Here is a 17749-nt window from a genome sequence, read left to right on the forward strand (position 1 = left end):
GAACTTGGCCTCGCCGGCTCAGTTCATCGTCGGCAATGTCACCCGGACGACCTCGCCGTCGGAATCGGTGTCGATGCGGACCCGCTGGCCGAGCCGGAGCAGCCGCAGCCCGGAGGCGTCGAAGGCCCGGGCGGGGAAGCGCAGCTCGGTGCCGTCGTCGAGCAGCAGAACGCCGCTGCGTGTCGCCGCGTCGTAGCTGGCCACCGTGCCTTGCATGCTGGCACCGTACACCGGCGGGTCAGCCCGCGGAGCGGGCCGGGCGGTCGGCGGCGAGCAGCGCGGCGGTGCGCGGCCCCAGCCCGAGCCGGGCGGCGGCGGCCAGGTCCCCGGCGGTGTCCACGTCCCGGCGCAGGCTGGGCCAGTCCCCGGTCAGGGGCAGCGCCCCGCTGGCCGTGTGCGCCGCCGCCGAGCCCACTCCGAACCGCGGGTCCAGGGGGATGCCCGGCGCCGCCGCGAGCAGCACCGTGCCGTCGCCCGGTGCGTCCGGCACGAACCGGCGTACCCCTGCTCGGCCCGCCGCGAGCAGCGCGGCGGCCAGCTCGGCCGGGCGCAGCGCCGGCAGGTCGGCGGTGAGGCCGGCCACCCACCCGGCGGGCACTCCGGCCGCGCCGTGCCGGAACGCGGCGTTCAGACCGGCGTCCGGCTCGTCGGCCAGCACGCGTGCGCCGGCGGTCCGCGCGGTCGCCGCCACCCGGGCGTCGTCGGTCACCACCAGAACCTCGGCGACCGCCGGGCAGGCCAGCACCGCGCGCAGCGTGTCGGCCGCCAGCGCCAGCGCCAGCTCCTCGTGCGGTACGCCGGGCAGCGCGCCCCGCAGCCGGCTCTTGGCAGCGGTCAGACGCTTCACCGGCACCACGACGGCCCACCTCGGCTGACTCACGTCGGCAATCCTGCCAGCCGGACGACGGGACCCTCGCTGGCCGTACCGGGGGCGAGCAGGCATGATTTCCGCTGCGGGTGTCGGCGACGGGGTCCGCGACGGGGTCGGGCGCGACGAGGAGGCACAGTGGCACGGCGGAGGCTGGGGTTCTGGCAACGGTTCGCCGTGGGGCTGGTGAAGCCGGTGATGACCGTCTGGACCCGGCGCACGTGGAGCGGCATGGAGCACCTCGCCGGGGACGGCGGCGTGATCATCGTCGCGAACCACATCTCGCACGCCGACCCGCTGGTCTCCGCCCACTTCGTCTACGACTCCGGCCGGTGGCCGCAGTACCTGGGCAAGGCCAGCGTGTTCCGGGTGCCGGTGATCGGCTGGATCCTGCACCGGTGCCGGCAGATCCCGGTCGAGCGGGGCAGCGTGGACGCCGTCCGTTCGTTGGACGCCTCGGTCGCCGCGCTCGCCGAGGGCGGCGCGGTGGTGATCTACCCGGAGGGCACCACCACCCGCCAGCCGGAGCTGTGGCCGATGAAGGCCAAGACCGGCGCCGCCCGGCTGGCGCTGGCCACCGGCGCGCCCGTCGTGCCGCTGGTGATGTGGGGGCCGGAGCGGATCTTCGATCCGCGGACCACCCGGCTCAACCTGCGCCCGCGGATTCCGGTGACCGTGGTCGCCGGCGAACCGATCGACCTGAGCCGGTGGGCGGGCGCCCCTCCGACGAGGGCGATCCTCGAGGAGATGACGGACGCCATCATGCTGCGGCTGCGGGACATGCTCGCCGAGATCCGTGGTGGCACCCCGCCGCCGCTGTGGGAACGGCCGGTCCGACCGTCCGCTGAGCGCCAGGGCGGTGCCGCGTGAGCGGGCACGTCGCGGTGCTCGGCGCCGGCTCCTGGGGCACGGCGTTCGCCAAGATCCTCGCCGACGCGGGACGGGACGTGACGGTGTGGGCGCGCCGTGCCTTGGTGGCGGAGAGCATCCGCACCGAGCGCCGCAACCCGGAGTACCTGCCGGACCTGGTGTTGCCGGCCCGGGTCACCGCCACCCATGACGCGGTCGAGGCGATCACCGGCGCCGAGCTGGTGGTGCTGGCCGTGCCGTCGCAGACCCTGCGCGGCAACCTCGCCGAGTGGGCCGGGCACCTGCACCCGGACGCCACGCTGGTGTCGCTGATGAAGGGCATCGAGCTCGGCACCACCAGGCGGATGAGCGAGGTCATCGTGGAGACCGCCGGTGTGGCCGCGGACCGGGTGGTCGTGGTCTCCGGCCCGAACCTGGCCCCGGAGATCGCCGCCGAGCAGCCGGCCGCCACCGTGGTCGCCGGAACGAACGGCCACCGCACGGCACTGGTGCAGGCGTCCATCCGTACGCCCTACCTGCGCCCATACACCAACGACGACGTGATCGGCTGTGAGCTGGGCGGGGCGGTCAAGAACGTGATCGCCCTGTCGTACGGCATCGCCACCGCGATGGGCTTCGGCGACAACACCCGGGCCATGTTGATGACGCGTGGGCTGGCCGAGACGGCCCGCCTGGGTGTGGCGCTCGGCGCGGACCCGATCACCTTCGCCGGCCTGGCGGGCATGGGTGACCTGGTCGCCTCCTGCTCGTCGCCGCTGGCCCGCAACCGCACCTTCGGGGAGCACCTGGGCCGGGGCGAGACGCTGGAGCAGGCCCAGGCCGCCACCCGGCAGACCGCCGAGGGCGTGAAGAGCTGCCTGGCGATCCGCGACCTGGCGCGGGCGCACGGCGTCGAGATGCCGATCACCGAGCAGGTCGAGCGGATCTGCCACGAGGGGATGGACCCCCGCCTCGCCGTGGACACCCTGATGAGCCGGACAGCCAAACCCGAGTCGTACGAGTGAGGACCCGATGAGCGATCTGGGAGACGGCACCCGCTGCGTGCACGCCGGGCTGCCGGAGCCGGCGCCAGGTGACCCCTTCCTGCCCGGGCCGGTCTTCGCCGCGCCGTACCACCTCGACCCGTGGCAGGGGCCGGCCGGCTCGCCGAACGGCTACGGCCGCCCGGACAACCCGACGCGGCGGCTGCTGGAGGCCGCCGTGGGCGAGCTGGAGGGCGGTGACTGCCGGGTCTTCGCCACCGGTCAGGCGGCGATCACCGGCCTGCTGCTCACCCTGCTGCGCCCGGGGGACACCGTGGTGCTGCCCACCGACGGTTACTTCCCGGTCCGCGCGTTCGCCACCGACGTGCTGGAGGCGATCGGCGTCCGGGTGCTCTTCGTCCCGACCGTCGGGCCGTACCCGTCGCTGGAGGGCGTCCGGCTGGTGCTGGTGGAGACCCCGGCCAACCCGGGCCTGGACGTGGTCGACGTGGCCGCCCTGGCGCAACGGGCGCACGCCGCAGGCGCGCTGCTCGCCGTGGACAACACCACGGCCACCCCGCTCGGCCAGCGTCCGCTGGACCTCGGCGCCGACCTGGTGGTCGCCTCGGGCACCAAGGCGCTCACCGGGCACTCCGACCTGCTGCTGGGCTACCTGGCCAGCCGGTCCGCCGAGCTGATCGAGGCGGTGACGGGCTGGCGTACCACCACCGGATCGGTGCCGGGCGCGTTCGACGCCTGGTTGGCCCACCGCTCGCTGGGCACGCTCGACCTGCGGCTGGCGCGGCAGAGCGCGAACGCCGCCGCGGTCGCCGACCTGCTCGCCGGCCGCCCGGACGTGACCGGCCTGCGCTGGCCGGGGCGCCCCGACGACCCCGCGTACCCGGTGGCGTCGGCGCAGATGCGCCGGATGCCCGGGGTGCTCTCGTTCGACCTGGGCGACGCCGACCGGGTGAGCCGCTTCGTCGAGGCCGCCCGGCTGGTGGCCGCGGCCACCTCGTTCGGTGGCCTGCACACCACCGCCGACCGGCGGGCGCAGTGGGGCGACGACACCGCTCCCGGCTTCGTCCGGCTCTCCTGCGGGGTGGAGGACACGGCCGACCTGGTGGCCGACATCGCCACTGCGCTGGATGCCGCCGGGCCGGTCTGAGTTATCGTGTCGGCGGCTCGCAGCGGCGGGCCCCGACCGGAGGAGGTGAGTCCGATCCGTCAGCCGACAGGACCGGCGCTTCCTCCCGTGTCCCCGCCGCGATAGCGGCCACGGGAGCGCCGCTGAGCGTTTCCCGGAGGTATCCCATGGCACCACCGTTCCGCACCGACCGGCCTGCCCTCGTGCACCGGCTGCGAACCGCAGGCTGCGTCTACGCCGAGGACGAGGCCGACCTGCTGCTCGCCGCGGCCGACACCCCGGCGGCGCTGGCCGACCTGACCGAACGCCGGGTCGCCGGCGAACCGCTGGAGCATCTGCTCGGCTGGGCGGAGTTCTGCGGTTTGCGGGTCGCCGTCGCCCCGGGCGTCTTCGTGCCGCGCGGCCGGACCGCCCTGCTGGTCGACGCGGCAGCCGCGGTCACCGGCCCGGCGCCGGCCGTGGTCGATCTCTGCTGCGGCTCCGGGGCCACCACGGTCGCGCTGGCGCACCGGCTCGCGCCGCGCTGGCTGGCCGCCGCGGACATCGATCCGGCGGCCGTGGCGTGCGCCCGCCGCAACCTCGCCGGGCTGGCCGCCGAGGTGTTCGAGGGTGACCTGTTCGCGCCGCTGCCCGAGCACTGGCGGGGTCGGCTGGACCTGGTGGTCGCGAACGCCCCGTACGTGCCGACCGACGCGGTGGCGCTGATGCCCCCGGAGGCGCGCCTGCACGAGGCCCCGGTGGCGCTCGACGGCGGCCCGGACGGGCTCGCCGTGCTGCGCCGGGTGGCCGACGGCGCGGCCCGGTGGTTGGCGCCCGGTGGACATCTCGCGGTGGAGGTGAGCGCCGTGCAGGCGGACGCGCTCTGCGCGGCGTTCGACGCCCTCGGGCTGATGCCGAGCGTGCGGCAGGACGAGGACCTGGACGCCACCGCGGTGATCGCCCGCCGCCCCGGCTGAGGCCGGCCCCCGGCTGAAGCCGGACGGGGGCTGCGGGCGGCCGGACCCCCGTGTTCGACAGCGTTTGGGAGCCGGCACAGCAACCCGGTTGTCCGACCCCCGACCGTCGGTGGCAGGGCCCGAGCGTCGGCACGTCGACCCAGGGGTACGCCCGCCCGCCCGGGGAGGCCGGGCGTGGCGGGGGAGGGGTCTTGGCACTAGCCTCGGCTCACAATCATGACGGCGGGAGGCGGTTTCGGTGGGCAGCGCAGGGGTGCCGGTGGTCGTCGGGCTGGACAACGGCGGCACCAGCAACAACGCCACCGTTCTGACGGTGGACGGCCGGTTCCTGGTGGACGGGCTGCTGGAGATCCCCAGCGAGGTACGGGAGGGCCCGGAGGCGGCGATCGAGGCGCTGGCCCGGGCGCTGGACGGCGCCCTCGCGCAGACCGGCGTGCCCCGCGAGCTGGTCCGGGCGGTCGGCCTGGACACCCCCGGGCCGGCGAGCGCCACGGGCGTCATCTCGTCCCGCGGCTCGACCAACTTCTCCCAGCCGGCCTGGCGCGGCTTCGACGTGCGGGGCGCCCTGGAGCGGCGGCTCGGCCTGCCGGTGATCTACCACAACGACGGCAACGCGGCCGCGCTCTACGCCCACCACGCGTACTTCGGCGTGGAGGCCATGAACCGGTCGTCGGTCTCCGCGATCGTCGGCACCGGGCTGGGCGGCGGGGTGGTCGAGGGTGGGCGCGTGATCGCCGGCGCGGCCGGGATGGCCGGGGAGCTGGGTCACGTGCACATCCCGCTGACCGGGCTGCTCGGCCCGGGGCAGCCGGAGCCCACCTGCGCGTGCGGCTTCACCGGGGACGTCGAGAGCGTCGCGTCGCTGACCGGCATCGAGCGCAATCTCCTGCCGTACTGGCTGACCCGCCACCCGGAGCACCCGCTGGCCGCCGAGCCGGTGGCCCGGGCGGCGAAGCTGGTCCGGGGCTACGGCGAGCGGGGGGACGCGCTGGCCCGGGACCTCTTCACGCAGCAGGCGATGGCGCTGGGCCGGCTGTTCACCGTGGCGGCCAACTTCACCGACCCGCACGCGTACTTCGTCGGCGGCGGGGTGGTGGAGGCGGCGCCGGAATTCCGCGACTGGTTCCTGGCGACGGTGCGCGAGCACACCGTGCTCCGGGAGGAGCAGGCGGCGGTGGCCACCTTCGCCCTGGTGCCGGAGCGGGACATGGCCGGTGCCCGGGGGGTGGCGATCGCCGCCCTGGAGGCGCTGCGCACCGTGCCGGAGCCGGGTCCCCTGGTCGCCTGAGCCTCGACCCGTCGGCCTCAGCCCACGCGCCGGCACGTCCTGACGTCAGCGGCGGGGCGGGGCCTGGGCGAAGGCGGCCCAGGCGGCCGGCGCGAACAGCAGGGCCGGGCCGGTCGGGTCCTTGGAGTCGCGGACGGCCACCAGCCGCGGGATCGCGGCCACCTCCACGCAGGCGCCCTCATCGCCGCTGCGGCTGCTCTTGCGCCACGCCGCCGCGGCCAGCGCCGCTGTGATCGTCGGTGTCATGGTCCTACCGTCCCTTCAGGAGTGTCAGGAGCTGGTCGCGGCTGTCCGCCGGGCTGAGTGCCACGCTCCGCAGGTGCTCCATGATCTTGGTGCAGGTGCGCGTCTCGCCGGCCCGATCGAGGATCATCTGGCCGGCGACGGTCTCCACCGACGCGATGATCGGGTCCTCCGGGTCGGCGAACTCCAGGATGTGCAGCGAGCCCCGGGTGCCCCGGTGGTAGCCGGCGGAGAGTGGGATCACCTGGACGGAGATGTTCGGCAGCTCGGCCATCTTGACCAGGTGCCGTAACTGCCCGTCCATCACGGACCGGTCGCCGACCGGGCGGAGCAGCGCGCCCTCGTCGATGATCGCGTCGAAGATGGGCGGGTCGTCGGCGGTGAGCCGCTGTTGCCGGTCGAGGCGGACCTTGACCCGCTGCTCCACCAGGTCGTCGCCGAGGGTGTGCGGCCCGCCGCGCATGACCCCACGGATGTAGTCGGCGGTCTGCAGCAGACCGGGCACCACCGAGGGCTCGAAGTTGGCGATGGCGGTCGCCTCGGCCTCCAGGGCGATGAAGTCGATGGTGCGCGGGTCCAGCAGGTAGGAGTACGACACCCACCAGCCCGGCTTGCGGGCGTCCTTGGCGAGCTGCACCGCCGCGGCCATCTCGTCGGCGCCCACCCCGTACGAGGTGAGCAGTGCGCGCACGGTGGCCGGGCTGATCAGTGTCTGTGCGTTCTCGTACCGCGAGAGGGTGCTGCGGGTGCTGTTGATCTCGTCCGCGGCGGTCTCGAGTGTCAGCCCGGCGGCTTCCCGGTGGTGGCGCAGGGCGATGCCGAGCCGGCGGGCACGGGCGGTCTTCGGAGCCATGCATCGATGGTCGCACACATTTACGGGAACGTCTGCATGAGAGAACGTCGATGAGAGTTGCATTCACGGCTGTACACGTGTCAATCTGTTACCGCGTCCTCACCGCCGGTTGTCGTGGCGACGGTGGTGGTGAGCGACCGGAGGGGATGGGGCGCGCGGCGATCGGGTTTCTCCCCCGTACCCGATCGCCGCGTGCCGCCGCCATCCCGACCCGCCGGAAGGAGACGACGTGCGTAGCGGTCCGCAGCCTCCCGCCGTACAACCGGACGGCCGGCCATGACCCGCTTCCTGGTGGTGCTCACCGACGTGCGTCCCGTCGAGGGCGTCGAGCGCAACGAGCGGACCGCGCCCGAGCGGCGCCGGCAGGTGGTCGGCGCCAGCAGTCGGGAGGCCGCCGACCGGATCGCCGGGGCGTTCATGGCGTTGGGCATGGTGCGGGCCGGGCGGCAGCGGGTCAAGGTGATCGCCGTCGGTCGCCGGCACGCCCGGGACTGATACACCAGCACCCAAACTCCCGTCACGCACCGTATATCCTCTGTTGACCGATTGCCGTGTTGATTCGTGGCTCACCGGGTATCGCCTCGCCCTGTCGCCACGCACAGTAAGGTCAACCGGGTGAGCGCCACCGGCGAGCACGACCAGCCGCAGTCGCGTACGAAGAGGTGACCGGAGTGACCACCCCAGGCAAGACCCGCGTGGCGATCGTCTTCGGCGGCCGCAGCCCGGAGCACGGCATCTCCTGCGTCAGCGCCGGCAGCGTGTTCGGCGCACTCGATCCCGACGAGTACGAGGTGGTGCCGGTGGGCATCACCCGGGCCGGCCAGTGGGTGCTGACCAGCGGCGACCCCGCACAGCTCGCCATCAACGCCCGCCAACTGCCGGAGATCACCGCCGAGTCCGGCGAGGACATCGTGCTGCGCGCCGACCCGACCGGAAACGGGCTGATGGTGCTCGACCCGACCGAGGGCCCCCGCGCGCTGGCCGACGTGGACGTGGTCTTCCCGGTGCTGCACGGCACGTACGGCGAGGACGGCACCATCCAGGGAATGCTGGAGATGGCCGGCATCCCCTACGTCGGGGCGAACGTGTTCGCCTCCGCCGCCGCGATGGACAAGGAGTTCACCAAGAAGCTCTGCGCCGTCGAGGGCATCCCGGTCGGCCCGTACGCGGTGCTGCGCAACGGGATGACGCTCAGCGAACCGGACAAGGAGCGGCTCGGCCTGCCCGTCTTCGTCAAGCCGTCCCGGGCCGGTTCGTCGTTCGGCATCACTCGGGTCACCGACTGGGCGCAGCTGGACGCCGCCGTCGCCACCGCCCGGCAGTTCGATCCGAAGGTCATCATCGAGGCCGCGGTCGTCGGCCGCGAGATCGAGTGCGGGGTGCTGGAGGGGGAGGCCGGTGGTGCGCCGGAGGCGTCCGTGCTGGCCGAGGTACGCGTCGTCGCCGACCACGACTTCTACGACTTCGAGGCGAAGTACCTCGACGACTCCTGCGAGTACGACATTCCGGCCGGCCTGCCGGAGAAGGTGACGCGTCAGGTGCAGGAGTACGCCGTCCGCGCCTTCACGGCGCTGGACTGCGCCGGTCTGGCCCGGGCCGACTTCTTCGTCACCCCGGAGCTGGACGTCTACCTCAACGAGATCAACACGATGCCCGGGTTCACCCCGACGTCGATGTTCCCGCGCATGTGGGCGGCCTCCGGCCTGGAGTACCCGAAGCTGGTGAACCGCCTGATCCGCACCGCCCAGCGTCGCGGCGTCGGCCTGCACTGAGCCACCCGGCGCCGGCCCGCACCTGAGCCAGCCGGCGCCCGCCGGCCCGCGCTGTCACGCCGGCCGGAACGCGGGTCGGGTCAGGCCCGGCAGCCTGCGGGCACGGCGCCGCCGGAGGGCACCGAGGCGACGACCGCACTGGAGACCGGCGCCACCCACTGCAACGGCTGCTCGTAGGAGCGTGGGATGCGTACCGTCACCGGCGTCTCCCGGTCGACCGTGGTGAGCACGGTCGCGTCGCCCTGCTCGACGGAATGCCAGCAGACCGAATTGACCGTCCAGACCTCGTCGGTGGCCGGGACGGTCGGCTCGGGGCCGCCGCAGGCCACGGTGAGGGCGGGGTCGCCGTACGCGGCGTTCTGCTCCGGGCCGGCGGTGACCGGGCGCTGGGCCAGGTCGCGGATGGTCCGCGGCAGTTGGGAGAGCAGGGCGCGGCAGACCGTGGCCGGGCGGGCGGCCAACGCCGGAGCGGCCATCTCGACCGGGGCGGTGGACTGCACCCGGGCCGCGGTCGGGCTGGGGCTCGGCGCGGCGCCCGGCTCGGCGGGGGAGAGCCTGGCGAAGGCCAGCACGGCCACCAGCAGCGTGACCGGCAACGCGATCAACGTGGCCAGCAGGGCCGCGCCGCGGATGGTCCGGTCCCGGCCGGCCGGCGCGTCGGCGGCCCGGTCGGCCGGCTCGCGGATACCGTCAGCCCGCTCGGCCGTACCGTCGGCCACGTCGCGCGTCTCGGCGACCCGGTCGTCGTTGGGAGCGGCGGAGGAGGTAGAGATCTCGTCCACTTACAGCCGCACCACCGAACACGTGAGGGTGCGAGTGATGCCGGGCACCATCTGCACCTTGCTGACGATGAGTTTGCCGAGCTCGTCGACGGTGTTCGCCTCGGTGAGGACGACCACGTCGTACGGGCCGGTGACGGCGTCGACGCGTACCACGCCGGCAAGGTCCGCGATGAGACCCGCCACGTCACGTGCGCGGCCGACCTCGGTCTGGATGAGGATGTACGCCTGTACCACGACTCGACCTCCGTCCGTCGCCGCCCAGGGGCGGCCCGAAGGGTGAAACTACCTTACGGACCAGGTCTGATCCCTATCGGTGGTCAAGGAGCAGCAGTGAGCGAGCGCGGCGGTGCCGGGCAGAACGGACGGAACGCCGGCAGTGGCGCCAGCGTGGCCGCGATCGGCGAGTTCGGATTGATCGGCCGGGTCACCGCCCGACTGCCGGTCGGACCGATGACCCTGCTCGGCCCAGGGGACGACGCGGCGGTGGTGGCCGCCCCGGACGCCCGGGTGGCCGCCTCCACCGACGTGCTGGTCGACGGCCGGCACTTCCGGCGGGACTGGTGCTCGGCGCGGGACGTCGGGCACCGGGCGGCGGGGGCCAACCTGGCGGACATCGCGGCGATGGGCGCCACTCCGACGGCCCTGCTGGTCGCCCTCTGCATGCCGGCCGACCTGGAAACCAGTTGGGCCGAGGAGTTGGCCGACGGGCTGGCCGCCGAGGCCGCCACGGTCGGCGCGAGCGTGGTCGGCGGGGACATGTCGTCCAGCCCCACCCTGACCATCGCGGTCACCGCACTGGGCGACCTCGGCGGCCGGCCGCCCGTGGTGCGGTCCGGCGCCCGCCCCGGTGACGTGCTGGCCCTGGCCGGCCGCACCGGGTACGCGGCGGCCGGCCTGACCGTGCTCACCCGTGGCTTCCGCACCCCCCGACTGCTGGTCGAGGCGTACCGGCGGCCGCAGGTGCCGTACGCGGCCGGCCCCCAGGCCGCCCGGCTCGGCGCCACCTCCATGATCGACGTGTCGGACGGGCTGCTCGCCGACCTCGGGCATGTGGCCGCGGCCAGCGGGGTGACGATCAACGTGCGCCGGGACGCGTTCGAGGTGCCCCGGCAGATGGCCGACGCCGCGCAGGCTCTCGGCGTCGACCCGTACACCTGGATCCTGGCCGGTGGCGAGGACCATGCGTTGGCCGCGACCTTCCCCCCGGCGGTGACGTTGCCGGCCGACTGGCGGCCGATCGGCCTGGTCACGGCCGGTGCCGGAGTCACCGTCGATGGCGCGCCCTACGACGGCCCGCGGGGCTGGGACCACTTCCGGTGAACCCTCGGGCCCGCCGTACCCTGGACACCGTGAGTGAGATCGAGATCCGGGTGGTGCGGTTCGACGCGCCGGTGGCGCAGCGGTTGATCCGCGACGCGCTGGCCGACCTCGGCGCCCGCTACGGCGGCACGGGCGACGACACCCCGGTGGACGCGGCCGAGTTCGAGCCGCCGGACGGCGCGTTCCTCGTCGCCTACCTGGCCGGCGAGCCGGTCGGCTGCGGCGGCTGGCGCAGCCACGGTGCGGACACCGCCGAGCTGAAGCGGATGTACACCGCCCCGGCGGCCCGGGGGCGGGGCGTGGCCCGGACGGTGCTGGCCGCCGTCGAGCGCTCGGCCCGTGAGCAGGGCCGCAAGCGGATGGTCCTGGAGTGCGGGGACAAGCAGCCCGAGGCGATCGGCATGTACACCTCCGCCGGCTACGAGCAGATCCCGAACTTCGGCTTCTACAAGGACGCGGAGGGCTGCGTCTCCTTCGGCCGCACCCTCTGACCCTGGCAGTCGCCGACCGGGCGGCGCTCAGCCGGTGGTGATCCGGATCTGCCCGGCGGCCCGGGCGACCGCCGCGGTGGCCTCCGCCGGGTCGGCGCCCCACGCCAGCACCTGGCCGCTGCGCCGCACCGACGAGGTGACCTCGGCCACCCGGTCGCCCACCGTCACGCCCACCCTGGCGTCCAGCACGCCGGGCACCCGACCGGCCGCGCGCACCCCGTCCACGACGGTGACGGTGCCGGGCGGGGCGAGCAGGAACTCCACCGCCGCCGCGCCGGTCGGCCCGGCCGGCAGCGTCGGGCTTTCTCCCCGCAGCGTGCGCAGGTACGCACCGACGAACCCGCACTCGTAGGCGATCGAGATCAGTGCGGTGATCAGGTCGCCGGGCAGCCGGGCGGCGCACTCCACCAGCGCCGGGCCGTCGGCGGTGCGGATCCACTCGCTGTGCAGCACGCCGGTGCGGAAGCCCGCGGCGCCGGCCAGCCGGGTGGCCACGTCGAGCAGCTCCCGCCGGGCGTCGCCGGGCAGCGCGGACGGCACGGTGTGACCGGTCTCCACCGGCCGCCCGCCGGCCAGCACCCGCTTGTCGGTGACGTTGCCGAAGCGCACCTCGCCCTCGTCCACCAGCAGCTCCACGCTGTGCTCGCTGCCGATCAGCACCTGCTCGGCGAGGACCTCGGTGGGCAGACCGCGGGCGGTGGCGTCGGGAGGCGTCTCCGGATCGGCGCTGGCAGCCCAGGCGGCGGCGACCAGCGCCGGGTCGGTGACGATCTGCACGCCGAGGCTGCCGGCGCGGCGGGTCGGCTTCAGCACGCAGCGCCCACCCTGCCGGTGGGCGAACTCGGTCGCCTCGGCGGCCGTACCGACCAGCTCGAACGCCGGGTTGGTCAGGCCGGCGGCCGCGGCGAGCACCCGCATCCGGTGCTTGTCGGTGAAGATCTCGGCGGCCTTTACGCCGGCGCCGGGCAGGCCGAGCACATCGGCCAGCCGGGCCGCGGCGAGCACCGCGTACTCCTGGCCGGGCACCACCAGCCGCGCGGCGGCCAGCCCCGGTTCCCGGGCCAGCAGCGCCGCCGGGTCCAGGCCGGTCTGGTACTCCGCCTCCACCAGCCGGGAGACGAACGGCAGCGCGGCGCAGTGCCGCTCGAGGTCGCGGCGGCGGATGAGGTCGGGTTCCTCGACCACGACCACGCTGCCGGCGGGCAGCACGTCGCCGAGCCCGCGCAGCAGGTCCAGTGCGCAGCCCATCATGACCATCTCGTCCCGGCTCAGGTCCAGCTGCACCCGTCACCCCTCCGCCCGGCCGGACCGGACGCCGGCGCGCAGCGCGACACTAACCGGGCGGGCTGCCGGGAAAGGCGGCCGCGTCGCGAAGTCGTCAGCGACGTGGCGCGGACACGACAGAGCCGGCGAACCGCAGAGGTCCGCCGGCTGAGCCGTACGAGAAGGTGGGTGCTACCGCGTCAGGCGCGGGTGACCTTGCCGGCCTTGATGCACGAGGTGCAGACCTGCAACTTCTTGGTGTTGCCGCCACCGGCCGGGGTACGCACCGACTGGATGTTCGGGTTCCAGCGGCGGTTGGTCCGCCGGTGCGAGTGGGACACGTTGTGGCCGAAGCCCGGTCCCTTGCCACAGACGTCGCACACGCTAGCCACGGGATACTCCTGGGATTGAAACGTTCATGAGGTCGCCGGCAGGTGCTGCCCGGGCAACCTGGTCAGGTTACCCGATGACCCGCCGACCCGGCCAACCGGCCCGGTCGGGCGACTGTCCGTGGCCCGACCCGCAGGTGCTGGTGGGCCCGGCCGCCGGGTGGTGGGCCGGTCCGGCGGCAACGATACCCGCGGCCGCCGTCCCGACCGCCGCAGCGGGCATCGGGGCCGGATCCGGGACGAACGGACACGCCGGTCGAGTCCGACGCCTGTCGGTGCGCGCCAGTAGGCTTCTGGCCGTGCTGGACACCCTCGACGCCGCCGTGGTCCGTCGGTGGTGTGCGACCGGGCTGGCCGCGCTGAAGCGCCACCAGGGCGAGATCGACGAGCTCAACGTCTACCCGGTGCCCGACGGCGACACCGGCACCAACCTGGTGCTCACCCTCACCTCGGCCCAGCAGGCCCTGGCGATGGATCTGGACACGCTCCCCGACAGCGGGCCGACCGCGCACGGGCACACGTTGCGGCTGATGGCCCAGGGCGCGCTGCTCGGCGCGCGTGGCAACTCCGGGGTGATCCTCTCGCAGATCCTGCGCGGTTTCGCCGACGCGGCCGCCGCCGCGCCGGCGGTGCGCGGCCGGGAGTTCGCCGCCGCGCTGCGGAGCGCCACCGTCGCCGCGTACACCGCGGTCACCCGGCCGGTGGAGGGCACCCTGCTCACCGTGGTCGGCGCGGCGGCCGACGCGGCCGAGCGGGCGGACAGCGACGACCTGCCGGCGGTGGCCGGGGTCGCGGCGCGGGCGGCGGCCGAGGCGCTGGCACACACCCCGGAGCAGCTGCCGGCCCTGGCCCGCGCCGGCGTCGTCGACGCCGGCGGCCGAGGGCTCTGCGTGCTGCTCGACGCCCTGGTCGAGGTGCTCACCGGGGAGAGCGCCGTGCGAGCCGCGCCGGCCCCGCGCGCCGCCCGGCCGGCGGCCACCGTCGCCCGGGAGACCGGCTCCGAGGAGTACGCGTACGAGGTGCAGTTCCTGCTCGACGCCCCGGCCGAGGCGGTGACCGGGATGCGCCGCGCGCTGTCGGCGCTGGGGGATTCGCTGGTCGTCGTCGGCGACGGGCGCGAGCCGGAGGGCACCTGGAACGTGCACGTGCACGTCAACGACGTGGGCGCGGCGGTCGAGGCGGGGGTGGCCGCCGGCCGCCCGTACCGCATCTCGGTGACCCGCTTCGCCGACCAGCCGGAGCCGTCCCCCGGCCCGGCGGCGGACGGCCGGGCCGCCGTGGTGGTGGCCACCGGCGTCGGGATCGCCGACCTGTTCGCCGCGGAGGGCGCGACCGTGGTGCCGGGCAACCCGTCCACCGGGGAGTTGCTGGACGCGGTACGCAGCACCGGCGCGGCCCGGGTCGTGGTGCTGCCCAACGACCCCAACACGGGGGCGGTGGCGAGCGCGGCGGCCCGCGAGGCGCACCGCTTCGGCATCAAGGTGAGCGTGGTGCCGACCCGCTCGCCGGTGCAGGCACTGGCCGCCCTCGCGGTCCGCGACGGCACCCGCCGCTTCGAGGACGACGTGATCGCGATGGCCGAGGCGGCCGGTGCCTGCCGCTACGCCGAGGTCTGCCACGCCAGCAGGGAGGCGCTGACCGTCGCCGGCCCGTGCCGCCCCGGTGACGTGCTGGCGTTGGTCGAGGGGGAGGTGCACCTGATCGGCGCCGACCTGATCGACACCTGCGCGGCGGTGGTCGACCGGATGCTCGGCGGCGGTGGGGAGCTGGTCACCCTGCTGGCCGGCGCGGACGCGCCGGCCGGGCTCACCGAAGCCGTCCGCGCACACGTCGCGCGGCGCTGGCCGTTCGTCGAGGTGCAGGCGTACCCGGGTGGCCAGCCGCACTATCCGCTCCTGGTAGGGATCGAATGAGCGAACCGGCCACCGTGGACACCCCACTCAAGAAGCTGGTCGGGGACAAGACGGCCAAGGCGCTGGCCGCCCACCTCGACCTGCACACCGCGGGTGACCTCGTCTACCACTTCCCGCGCCGCTACGACGAGCGTGGCGAGCACACCGACATCCGCTCGCTGGATGTCGGTGAGCAGGTCACCGTGCTGGCCCAGGTGCAGCGCACGGCGGTGCGCCCGATGCGTCAGCGCCGGGGCAACCTGCTGGAGGTGACCGTCGGCGACGGCTCCGGCGGCCTGTTGACGCTGACCTTCTTCGGCAACCAGGCGTGGCGCGAGCGGGAACTGCGTCCGGGCCGGTGGGGGTTGTTCGCCGGCAAGGTCACCGAGTTCCGGGGCAAGCGCCAGCTCAACGGCCCCGAGTACGTCCTGCTCGGTGAGGGCGGCGACGGCGAGGCGGCGGTCAGCGACGAGATCGAGGAGTTCGCCGGCGCGCTGATCCCCGTCTACCCGGCCGCGGCGGCGGTGCCGACCTGGGTGATCGCCCGCTGCGTGCGGGTCGTGCTGGACACCTTCACCCCGCCGGAGGATCCGGTGCCGGCGACGGTGCGGGCGAGCCGCAACCTCGTCGGGCTGGGTGCCGCGCTGCGGGAGATCCACCGGCCGAGCAGCAAGGAGGACCTCTACCGGGCGCGGCATCGGCTCAAGTGGGACGAGGCGTTCGCCGTCCAGCTGACCCTGGTGCAGCGCAAGCACCGGGCCGCCGACTGGCCGGCCCGCCCCCGTCCGGCGCGCCCCGGTGGGCTGCTGGACGCCTTCGACGCCCGGCTGCCGTACGAGCTGACCGCCGGTCAGCGCGACGTTGGCGTGGAGATCGCCGCCGACCTGGCCGCCCCGCACCCGATGCACCGGTTGTTGCAGGGCGAGGTGGGCTCGGGCAAGACGGTGGTGGCGCTGCGGGCGATGCTCCAGGTGGTGGACGCGGGCGGTCAGGCGGCGCTGCTGGCGCCAACCGAGGTGCTGGCCGCACAGCACTACCGCGGCATGCTCGACCTGCTCGGGCCGCTCGGGCGGGCCGGCGAGCTGGATTCCGCCGAGCACGCCACCCGGGTGGAGCTGGTGACCGGCTCACTGGGCGTGGCCGCGCGCCGCCGCGCGCTCGGCGAGGTGGCCAGCGGCGCCGCCGGCATCGTGCTGGGCACCCACGCGCTGCTCTACGAGGGAGTGGACTTCGCCGACCTGGGTCTGGTGGTGGTCGACGAGCAGCACCGCTTCGGGGTGGAGCAGCGCGACGCGTTGCGGGCCAAGGCCGACCAGCCGCCGCACGTGCTGGTGATGACGGCCACCCCGATCCCGCGCACGGTGGCGATGACCGTCTACGGCGACCTGGAGGTCTCCACGCTCTCCCAGCTGCCCCGGGGGCGCTCGCCGATCGCCTCGCACGTGGTGCCGGCCGCCGAGAAGCCGGCCTTTCTGGATCGGGCCTGGCGCCGGCTGCGCGAGGAGGTCGCCGCCGGGCACCAGGCGTACGTGGTCTGCCCGCGCATCGGTGAGGGGCCGGTCAGCGACGAGGAGCCGCCGCCGGTGGACGACAACGGCCGCCGGCCGCCGGTGGCGGTGACCGAGGTGGCGCCGCTGCTGGCCGAAGGGCCGCTGCACGGGCTGCGGATCGGGGTGCTGCACGGCCGGCTGCCGGCCGACGAGAAGGACGCGGTGATGCGTTCCTTCGCCGCCGGTGACCTGGACGTGCTGGTGGCCACCACCGTGATCGAGGTCGGCGTGGACGTGCCGAACGCGACCGTGATGATCGTGCTGGACGCCGACCGGTTCGGTGTCTCCCAACTGCACCAGCTGCGCGGCCGGGTCGGCCGGGGTGCCGCCGCCGGCCTCTGCCTGCTGGTCAGCGAGGCGGCCGAGGGGTCGCCGGCCCGGGAACGGCTTGACGCCGTCGCCTCCACCGGCGACGGCTTCAAGCTCGCCGAGCTGGATCTGGAGCAGCGCCGCGAGGGTGACGTGCTGGGCGCCACCCAGTCCGGGCGGCGCTCCACCCTGCGGCTGCTGTCCCTGCTGCGCGACGCCGACCTGATCCGCGACGCCCGCGCCGAGGCGGTCGCCCTGGTCGAGGAGGACCCGGAGCTGACCCGGCACCCGGCGCTGGCCAAGTCGGTCACCGCCCTGGTCGACGAGGACCGCGCCGAATACCTGGAGAAGGGCTGACGGGTCGGCCGGGCCGGGCTCACCTGACGCTGAGCATCAGGTGATCACTGGGAGCCGTTGACGCCCCCGCAGTCCTCGGGCTGTTCCCACTCCCACGGGCCGAAGACGTCGCTCTCCGGATCCCAGTAGTCGTACCCGGTGACGACGAACTGCCCCTCCCGGCCCGGGAAGGTGACCTCGACGGTCTCACCCGGCCGGACGGTCCGCGTGTGGACCTTCCCGTAGTTGGGGGAGAAGGTGACCGTCCACCGGTCGCCGTTGGGCGGGTCGGTGAAGACCACCGTGAACGTGTCGCAGGTGGAGCGGGTGGTGACCCTGCCGTAGGCGCAGTTGCCCGGATCCTGCCACAGGTAGGTGGCGATCGGGTCGGTCGCGCCCGCGACGGTCACGTGCCGGGTCTGGATCTCGGTGCGGGGGCGTGGGGCGGAAACGCCCGA

Annotated in this window: 20 protein-coding genes; 11 read left to right on the forward strand and 9 right to left on the reverse strand. The window is 74.5% G+C overall.

Translation table 11 applies throughout. The features are described from left to right. Window positions 1–18: 18 nt before the first annotated feature. Window positions 19–216, reverse strand: coding sequence for a cold-shock protein (locus AB0K07_RS26735; RefSeq protein WP_363758947.1), 198 nt, complete (start codon window positions 214–216; stop codon window positions 19–21). 22 nt (window positions 217–238) lie between these two features. Next, entirely contained in the window at window positions 239–880 is a 642-nt protein-coding gene (gene cofC / locus AB0K07_RS26740; protein WP_363758950.1) for a 2-phospho-L-lactate guanylyltransferase, read from the reverse strand. A gap of 126 nt (window positions 881–1006) precedes the next feature. Here cofC and AB0K07_RS26745 point away from each other — a divergent pair, with 126 nt between their 5' ends. From AB0K07_RS26745 to AB0K07_RS26765, 5 genes are all read left to right on the forward strand, one after another. Next, the gene (locus tag AB0K07_RS26745; protein ID WP_363758953.1) at window positions 1007–1738 is read left to right on the forward strand and encodes a lysophospholipid acyltransferase family protein; all 732 of its coding nucleotides are present in this window, start codon (window positions 1007–1009) and stop codon (window positions 1736–1738) included. Then, window positions 1735–2742: an NAD(P)H-dependent glycerol-3-phosphate dehydrogenase gene (locus AB0K07_RS26750; RefSeq protein WP_363758956.1), complete on the forward strand. Its 1008-nt coding sequence runs from the start codon at window positions 1735–1737 to the stop codon at window positions 2740–2742. Before AB0K07_RS26745 ends, AB0K07_RS26750 begins: the two co-directional genes overlap by 4 nt. A gap of 7 nt (window positions 2743–2749) precedes the next feature. Continuing rightward, window positions 2750–3868 carry a cystathionine gamma-lyase gene (locus AB0K07_RS26755; RefSeq protein WP_363758959.1) on the forward strand — a complete coding sequence of 373 codons (1119 nt, stop codon included), beginning with the start codon at window positions 2750–2752 and terminating at the stop codon, window positions 3866–3868. 146 nt (window positions 3869–4014) lie between these two features. After that, window positions 4015–4803, forward strand: coding sequence for a putative protein N(5)-glutamine methyltransferase (locus AB0K07_RS26760; protein WP_363758962.1), 789 nt, complete (start codon window positions 4015–4017; stop codon window positions 4801–4803). A gap of 238 nt (window positions 4804–5041) precedes the next feature. Continuing rightward, a complete protein-coding gene (locus AB0K07_RS26765; RefSeq protein WP_363758965.1) occupies window positions 5042–6091 on the forward strand; it encodes an ROK family protein in 1050 nt (349 codons plus the stop codon). Window positions 6092–6136: 45 nt separating this feature from the next. Here AB0K07_RS26765 and AB0K07_RS26770 read toward each other — a convergent pair whose 3' ends face one another. Together AB0K07_RS26770 and AB0K07_RS26775 are read right to left on the reverse strand one after the other, a co-directional pair. After that, a complete protein-coding gene (locus tag AB0K07_RS26770) occupies window positions 6137–6337 on the reverse strand; it encodes a DUF397 domain-containing protein (protein ID WP_363758968.1) in 201 nt (66 codons plus the stop codon). 4 nt (window positions 6338–6341) lie between these two features. Next, window positions 6342–7187 (reverse strand): helix-turn-helix transcriptional regulator, encoded by an 846-nt coding sequence (locus AB0K07_RS26775; RefSeq protein ID WP_363758971.1) that lies wholly within the window; start codon window positions 7185–7187, stop codon window positions 6342–6344. Window positions 7188–7463: 276 nt separating this feature from the next. On the opposite strand from AB0K07_RS26775, the gene AB0K07_RS26780 reads away from it, so the two are divergent. Together AB0K07_RS26780 and AB0K07_RS26785 are read left to right on the forward strand one after the other, a co-directional pair. Further along, window positions 7464–7682, forward strand: a complete 219-nt coding sequence (locus AB0K07_RS26780) for a hypothetical protein (RefSeq protein WP_121654023.1) — start codon at window positions 7464–7466, stop codon at window positions 7680–7682. A gap of 176 nt (window positions 7683–7858) precedes the next feature. After that, window positions 7859–8959, forward strand: a complete 1101-nt coding sequence (locus tag AB0K07_RS26785) for a D-alanine--D-alanine ligase family protein (RefSeq protein WP_363758975.1) — start codon at window positions 7859–7861, stop codon at window positions 8957–8959. A gap of 80 nt (window positions 8960–9039) precedes the next feature. Here AB0K07_RS26785 and AB0K07_RS26790 read toward each other — a convergent pair whose 3' ends face one another. Further along, window positions 9040–9645 carry a DUF3515 family protein gene (locus tag AB0K07_RS26790; protein ID WP_363759173.1) on the reverse strand — a complete coding sequence of 202 codons (606 nt, stop codon included), beginning with the start codon at window positions 9643–9645 and terminating at the stop codon, window positions 9040–9042. A gap of 96 nt (window positions 9646–9741) precedes the next feature. Continuing rightward, window positions 9742–9975 (reverse strand): Lrp/AsnC ligand binding domain-containing protein, encoded by a 234-nt coding sequence (locus AB0K07_RS26795; RefSeq protein WP_013284547.1) that lies wholly within the window; start codon window positions 9973–9975, stop codon window positions 9742–9744. A 96-nt stretch (window positions 9976–10071) separates the two neighbouring features. On the opposite strand from AB0K07_RS26795, the gene AB0K07_RS26800 reads away from it, so the two are divergent. Together AB0K07_RS26800 and AB0K07_RS26805 are read left to right on the forward strand one after the other, a co-directional pair. Next, window positions 10072–11061 carry a thiamine-phosphate kinase gene (locus AB0K07_RS26800; RefSeq protein ID WP_363758978.1) on the forward strand — a complete coding sequence of 330 codons (990 nt, stop codon included), beginning with the start codon at window positions 10072–10074 and terminating at the stop codon, window positions 11059–11061. A 29-nt stretch (window positions 11062–11090) separates the two neighbouring features. Continuing rightward, the gene (locus tag AB0K07_RS26805; RefSeq protein WP_363758981.1) at window positions 11091–11552 is read left to right on the forward strand and encodes a GNAT family N-acetyltransferase; all 462 of its coding nucleotides are present in this window, start codon (window positions 11091–11093) and stop codon (window positions 11550–11552) included. A 27-nt stretch (window positions 11553–11579) separates the two neighbouring features. Here AB0K07_RS26805 and AB0K07_RS26810 read toward each other — a convergent pair whose 3' ends face one another. Further along, on the reverse strand, window positions 11580–12836 hold the full coding sequence (locus tag AB0K07_RS26810) for an ATP-grasp domain-containing protein (RefSeq protein WP_363758984.1): 1257 nt from the start codon (window positions 12834–12836) through the stop codon (window positions 11580–11582). A gap of 179 nt (window positions 12837–13015) precedes the next feature. After that, a complete protein-coding gene (gene rpmB, locus AB0K07_RS26815) occupies window positions 13016–13207 on the reverse strand; it encodes a 50S ribosomal protein L28 (protein WP_007456456.1) in 192 nt (63 codons plus the stop codon). A gap of 296 nt (window positions 13208–13503) precedes the next feature. Here rpmB and AB0K07_RS26820 point away from each other — a divergent pair, with 296 nt between their 5' ends. Then, window positions 13504–15117, forward strand: coding sequence for a DAK2 domain-containing protein (locus AB0K07_RS26820; protein ID WP_363758987.1), 1614 nt, complete (start codon window positions 13504–13506; stop codon window positions 15115–15117). Continuing rightward, window positions 15114–17312 (forward strand): ATP-dependent DNA helicase RecG, encoded by a 2199-nt coding sequence (gene recG / locus AB0K07_RS26825; RefSeq protein WP_363758990.1) that lies wholly within the window; start codon window positions 15114–15116, stop codon window positions 17310–17312. Before AB0K07_RS26820 ends, recG begins: the two co-directional genes overlap by 4 nt. Window positions 17313–17356: 44 nt before the next feature. Here recG and AB0K07_RS26830 read toward each other — a convergent pair whose 3' ends face one another. Beyond that, the gene (locus AB0K07_RS26830) at window positions 17357–17701 is read right to left on the reverse strand and encodes a hypothetical protein (protein WP_363758993.1); all 345 of its coding nucleotides are present in this window, start codon (window positions 17699–17701) and stop codon (window positions 17357–17359) included. Between the last annotated feature and the right edge of the window lie 48 nt (window positions 17702–17749).

Source organism: Micromonospora sp. NPDC049301, assembly GCF_040678715.1.
In the GTDB taxonomy this organism is placed as follows: Bacteria; Actinomycetota; Actinomycetes; order Mycobacteriales; family Micromonosporaceae; genus Micromonospora.

Excerpts from the sequence above, each read along its gene's own strand:
- recG (WP_363758990.1), top strand. The coding sequence starts at position 15,114 with ATGAGCGAACCGGCCACCGTGGACACCCCACTCAAGAAGCTGGTCGGG.
- AB0K07_RS26735 (WP_363758947.1), bottom strand. The coding sequence starts at position 216 with ATGCAAGGCACGGTGGCCAGCTACGACGCGGCGACACGCAGCGGCGTT.
- AB0K07_RS26760 (WP_363758962.1), top strand. The coding sequence starts at position 4,015 with ATGGCACCACCGTTCCGCACCGACCGGCCTGCCCTCGTGCACCGGCTG.
- AB0K07_RS26770 (WP_363758968.1), bottom strand. The coding sequence starts at position 6,337 with ATGACACCGACGATCACAGCGGCGCTGGCCGCGGCGGCGTGGCGCAAG.
- AB0K07_RS26755 (WP_363758959.1), top strand. The coding sequence starts at position 2,750 with ATGAGCGATCTGGGAGACGGCACCCGCTGCGTGCACGCCGGGCTGCCG.
- AB0K07_RS26775 (WP_363758971.1), bottom strand. The coding sequence starts at position 7,187 with ATGGCTCCGAAGACCGCCCGTGCCCGCCGGCTCGGCATCGCCCTGCGC.
- AB0K07_RS26780 (WP_121654023.1), top strand. The coding sequence starts at position 7,464 with ATGACCCGCTTCCTGGTGGTGCTCACCGACGTGCGTCCCGTCGAGGGC.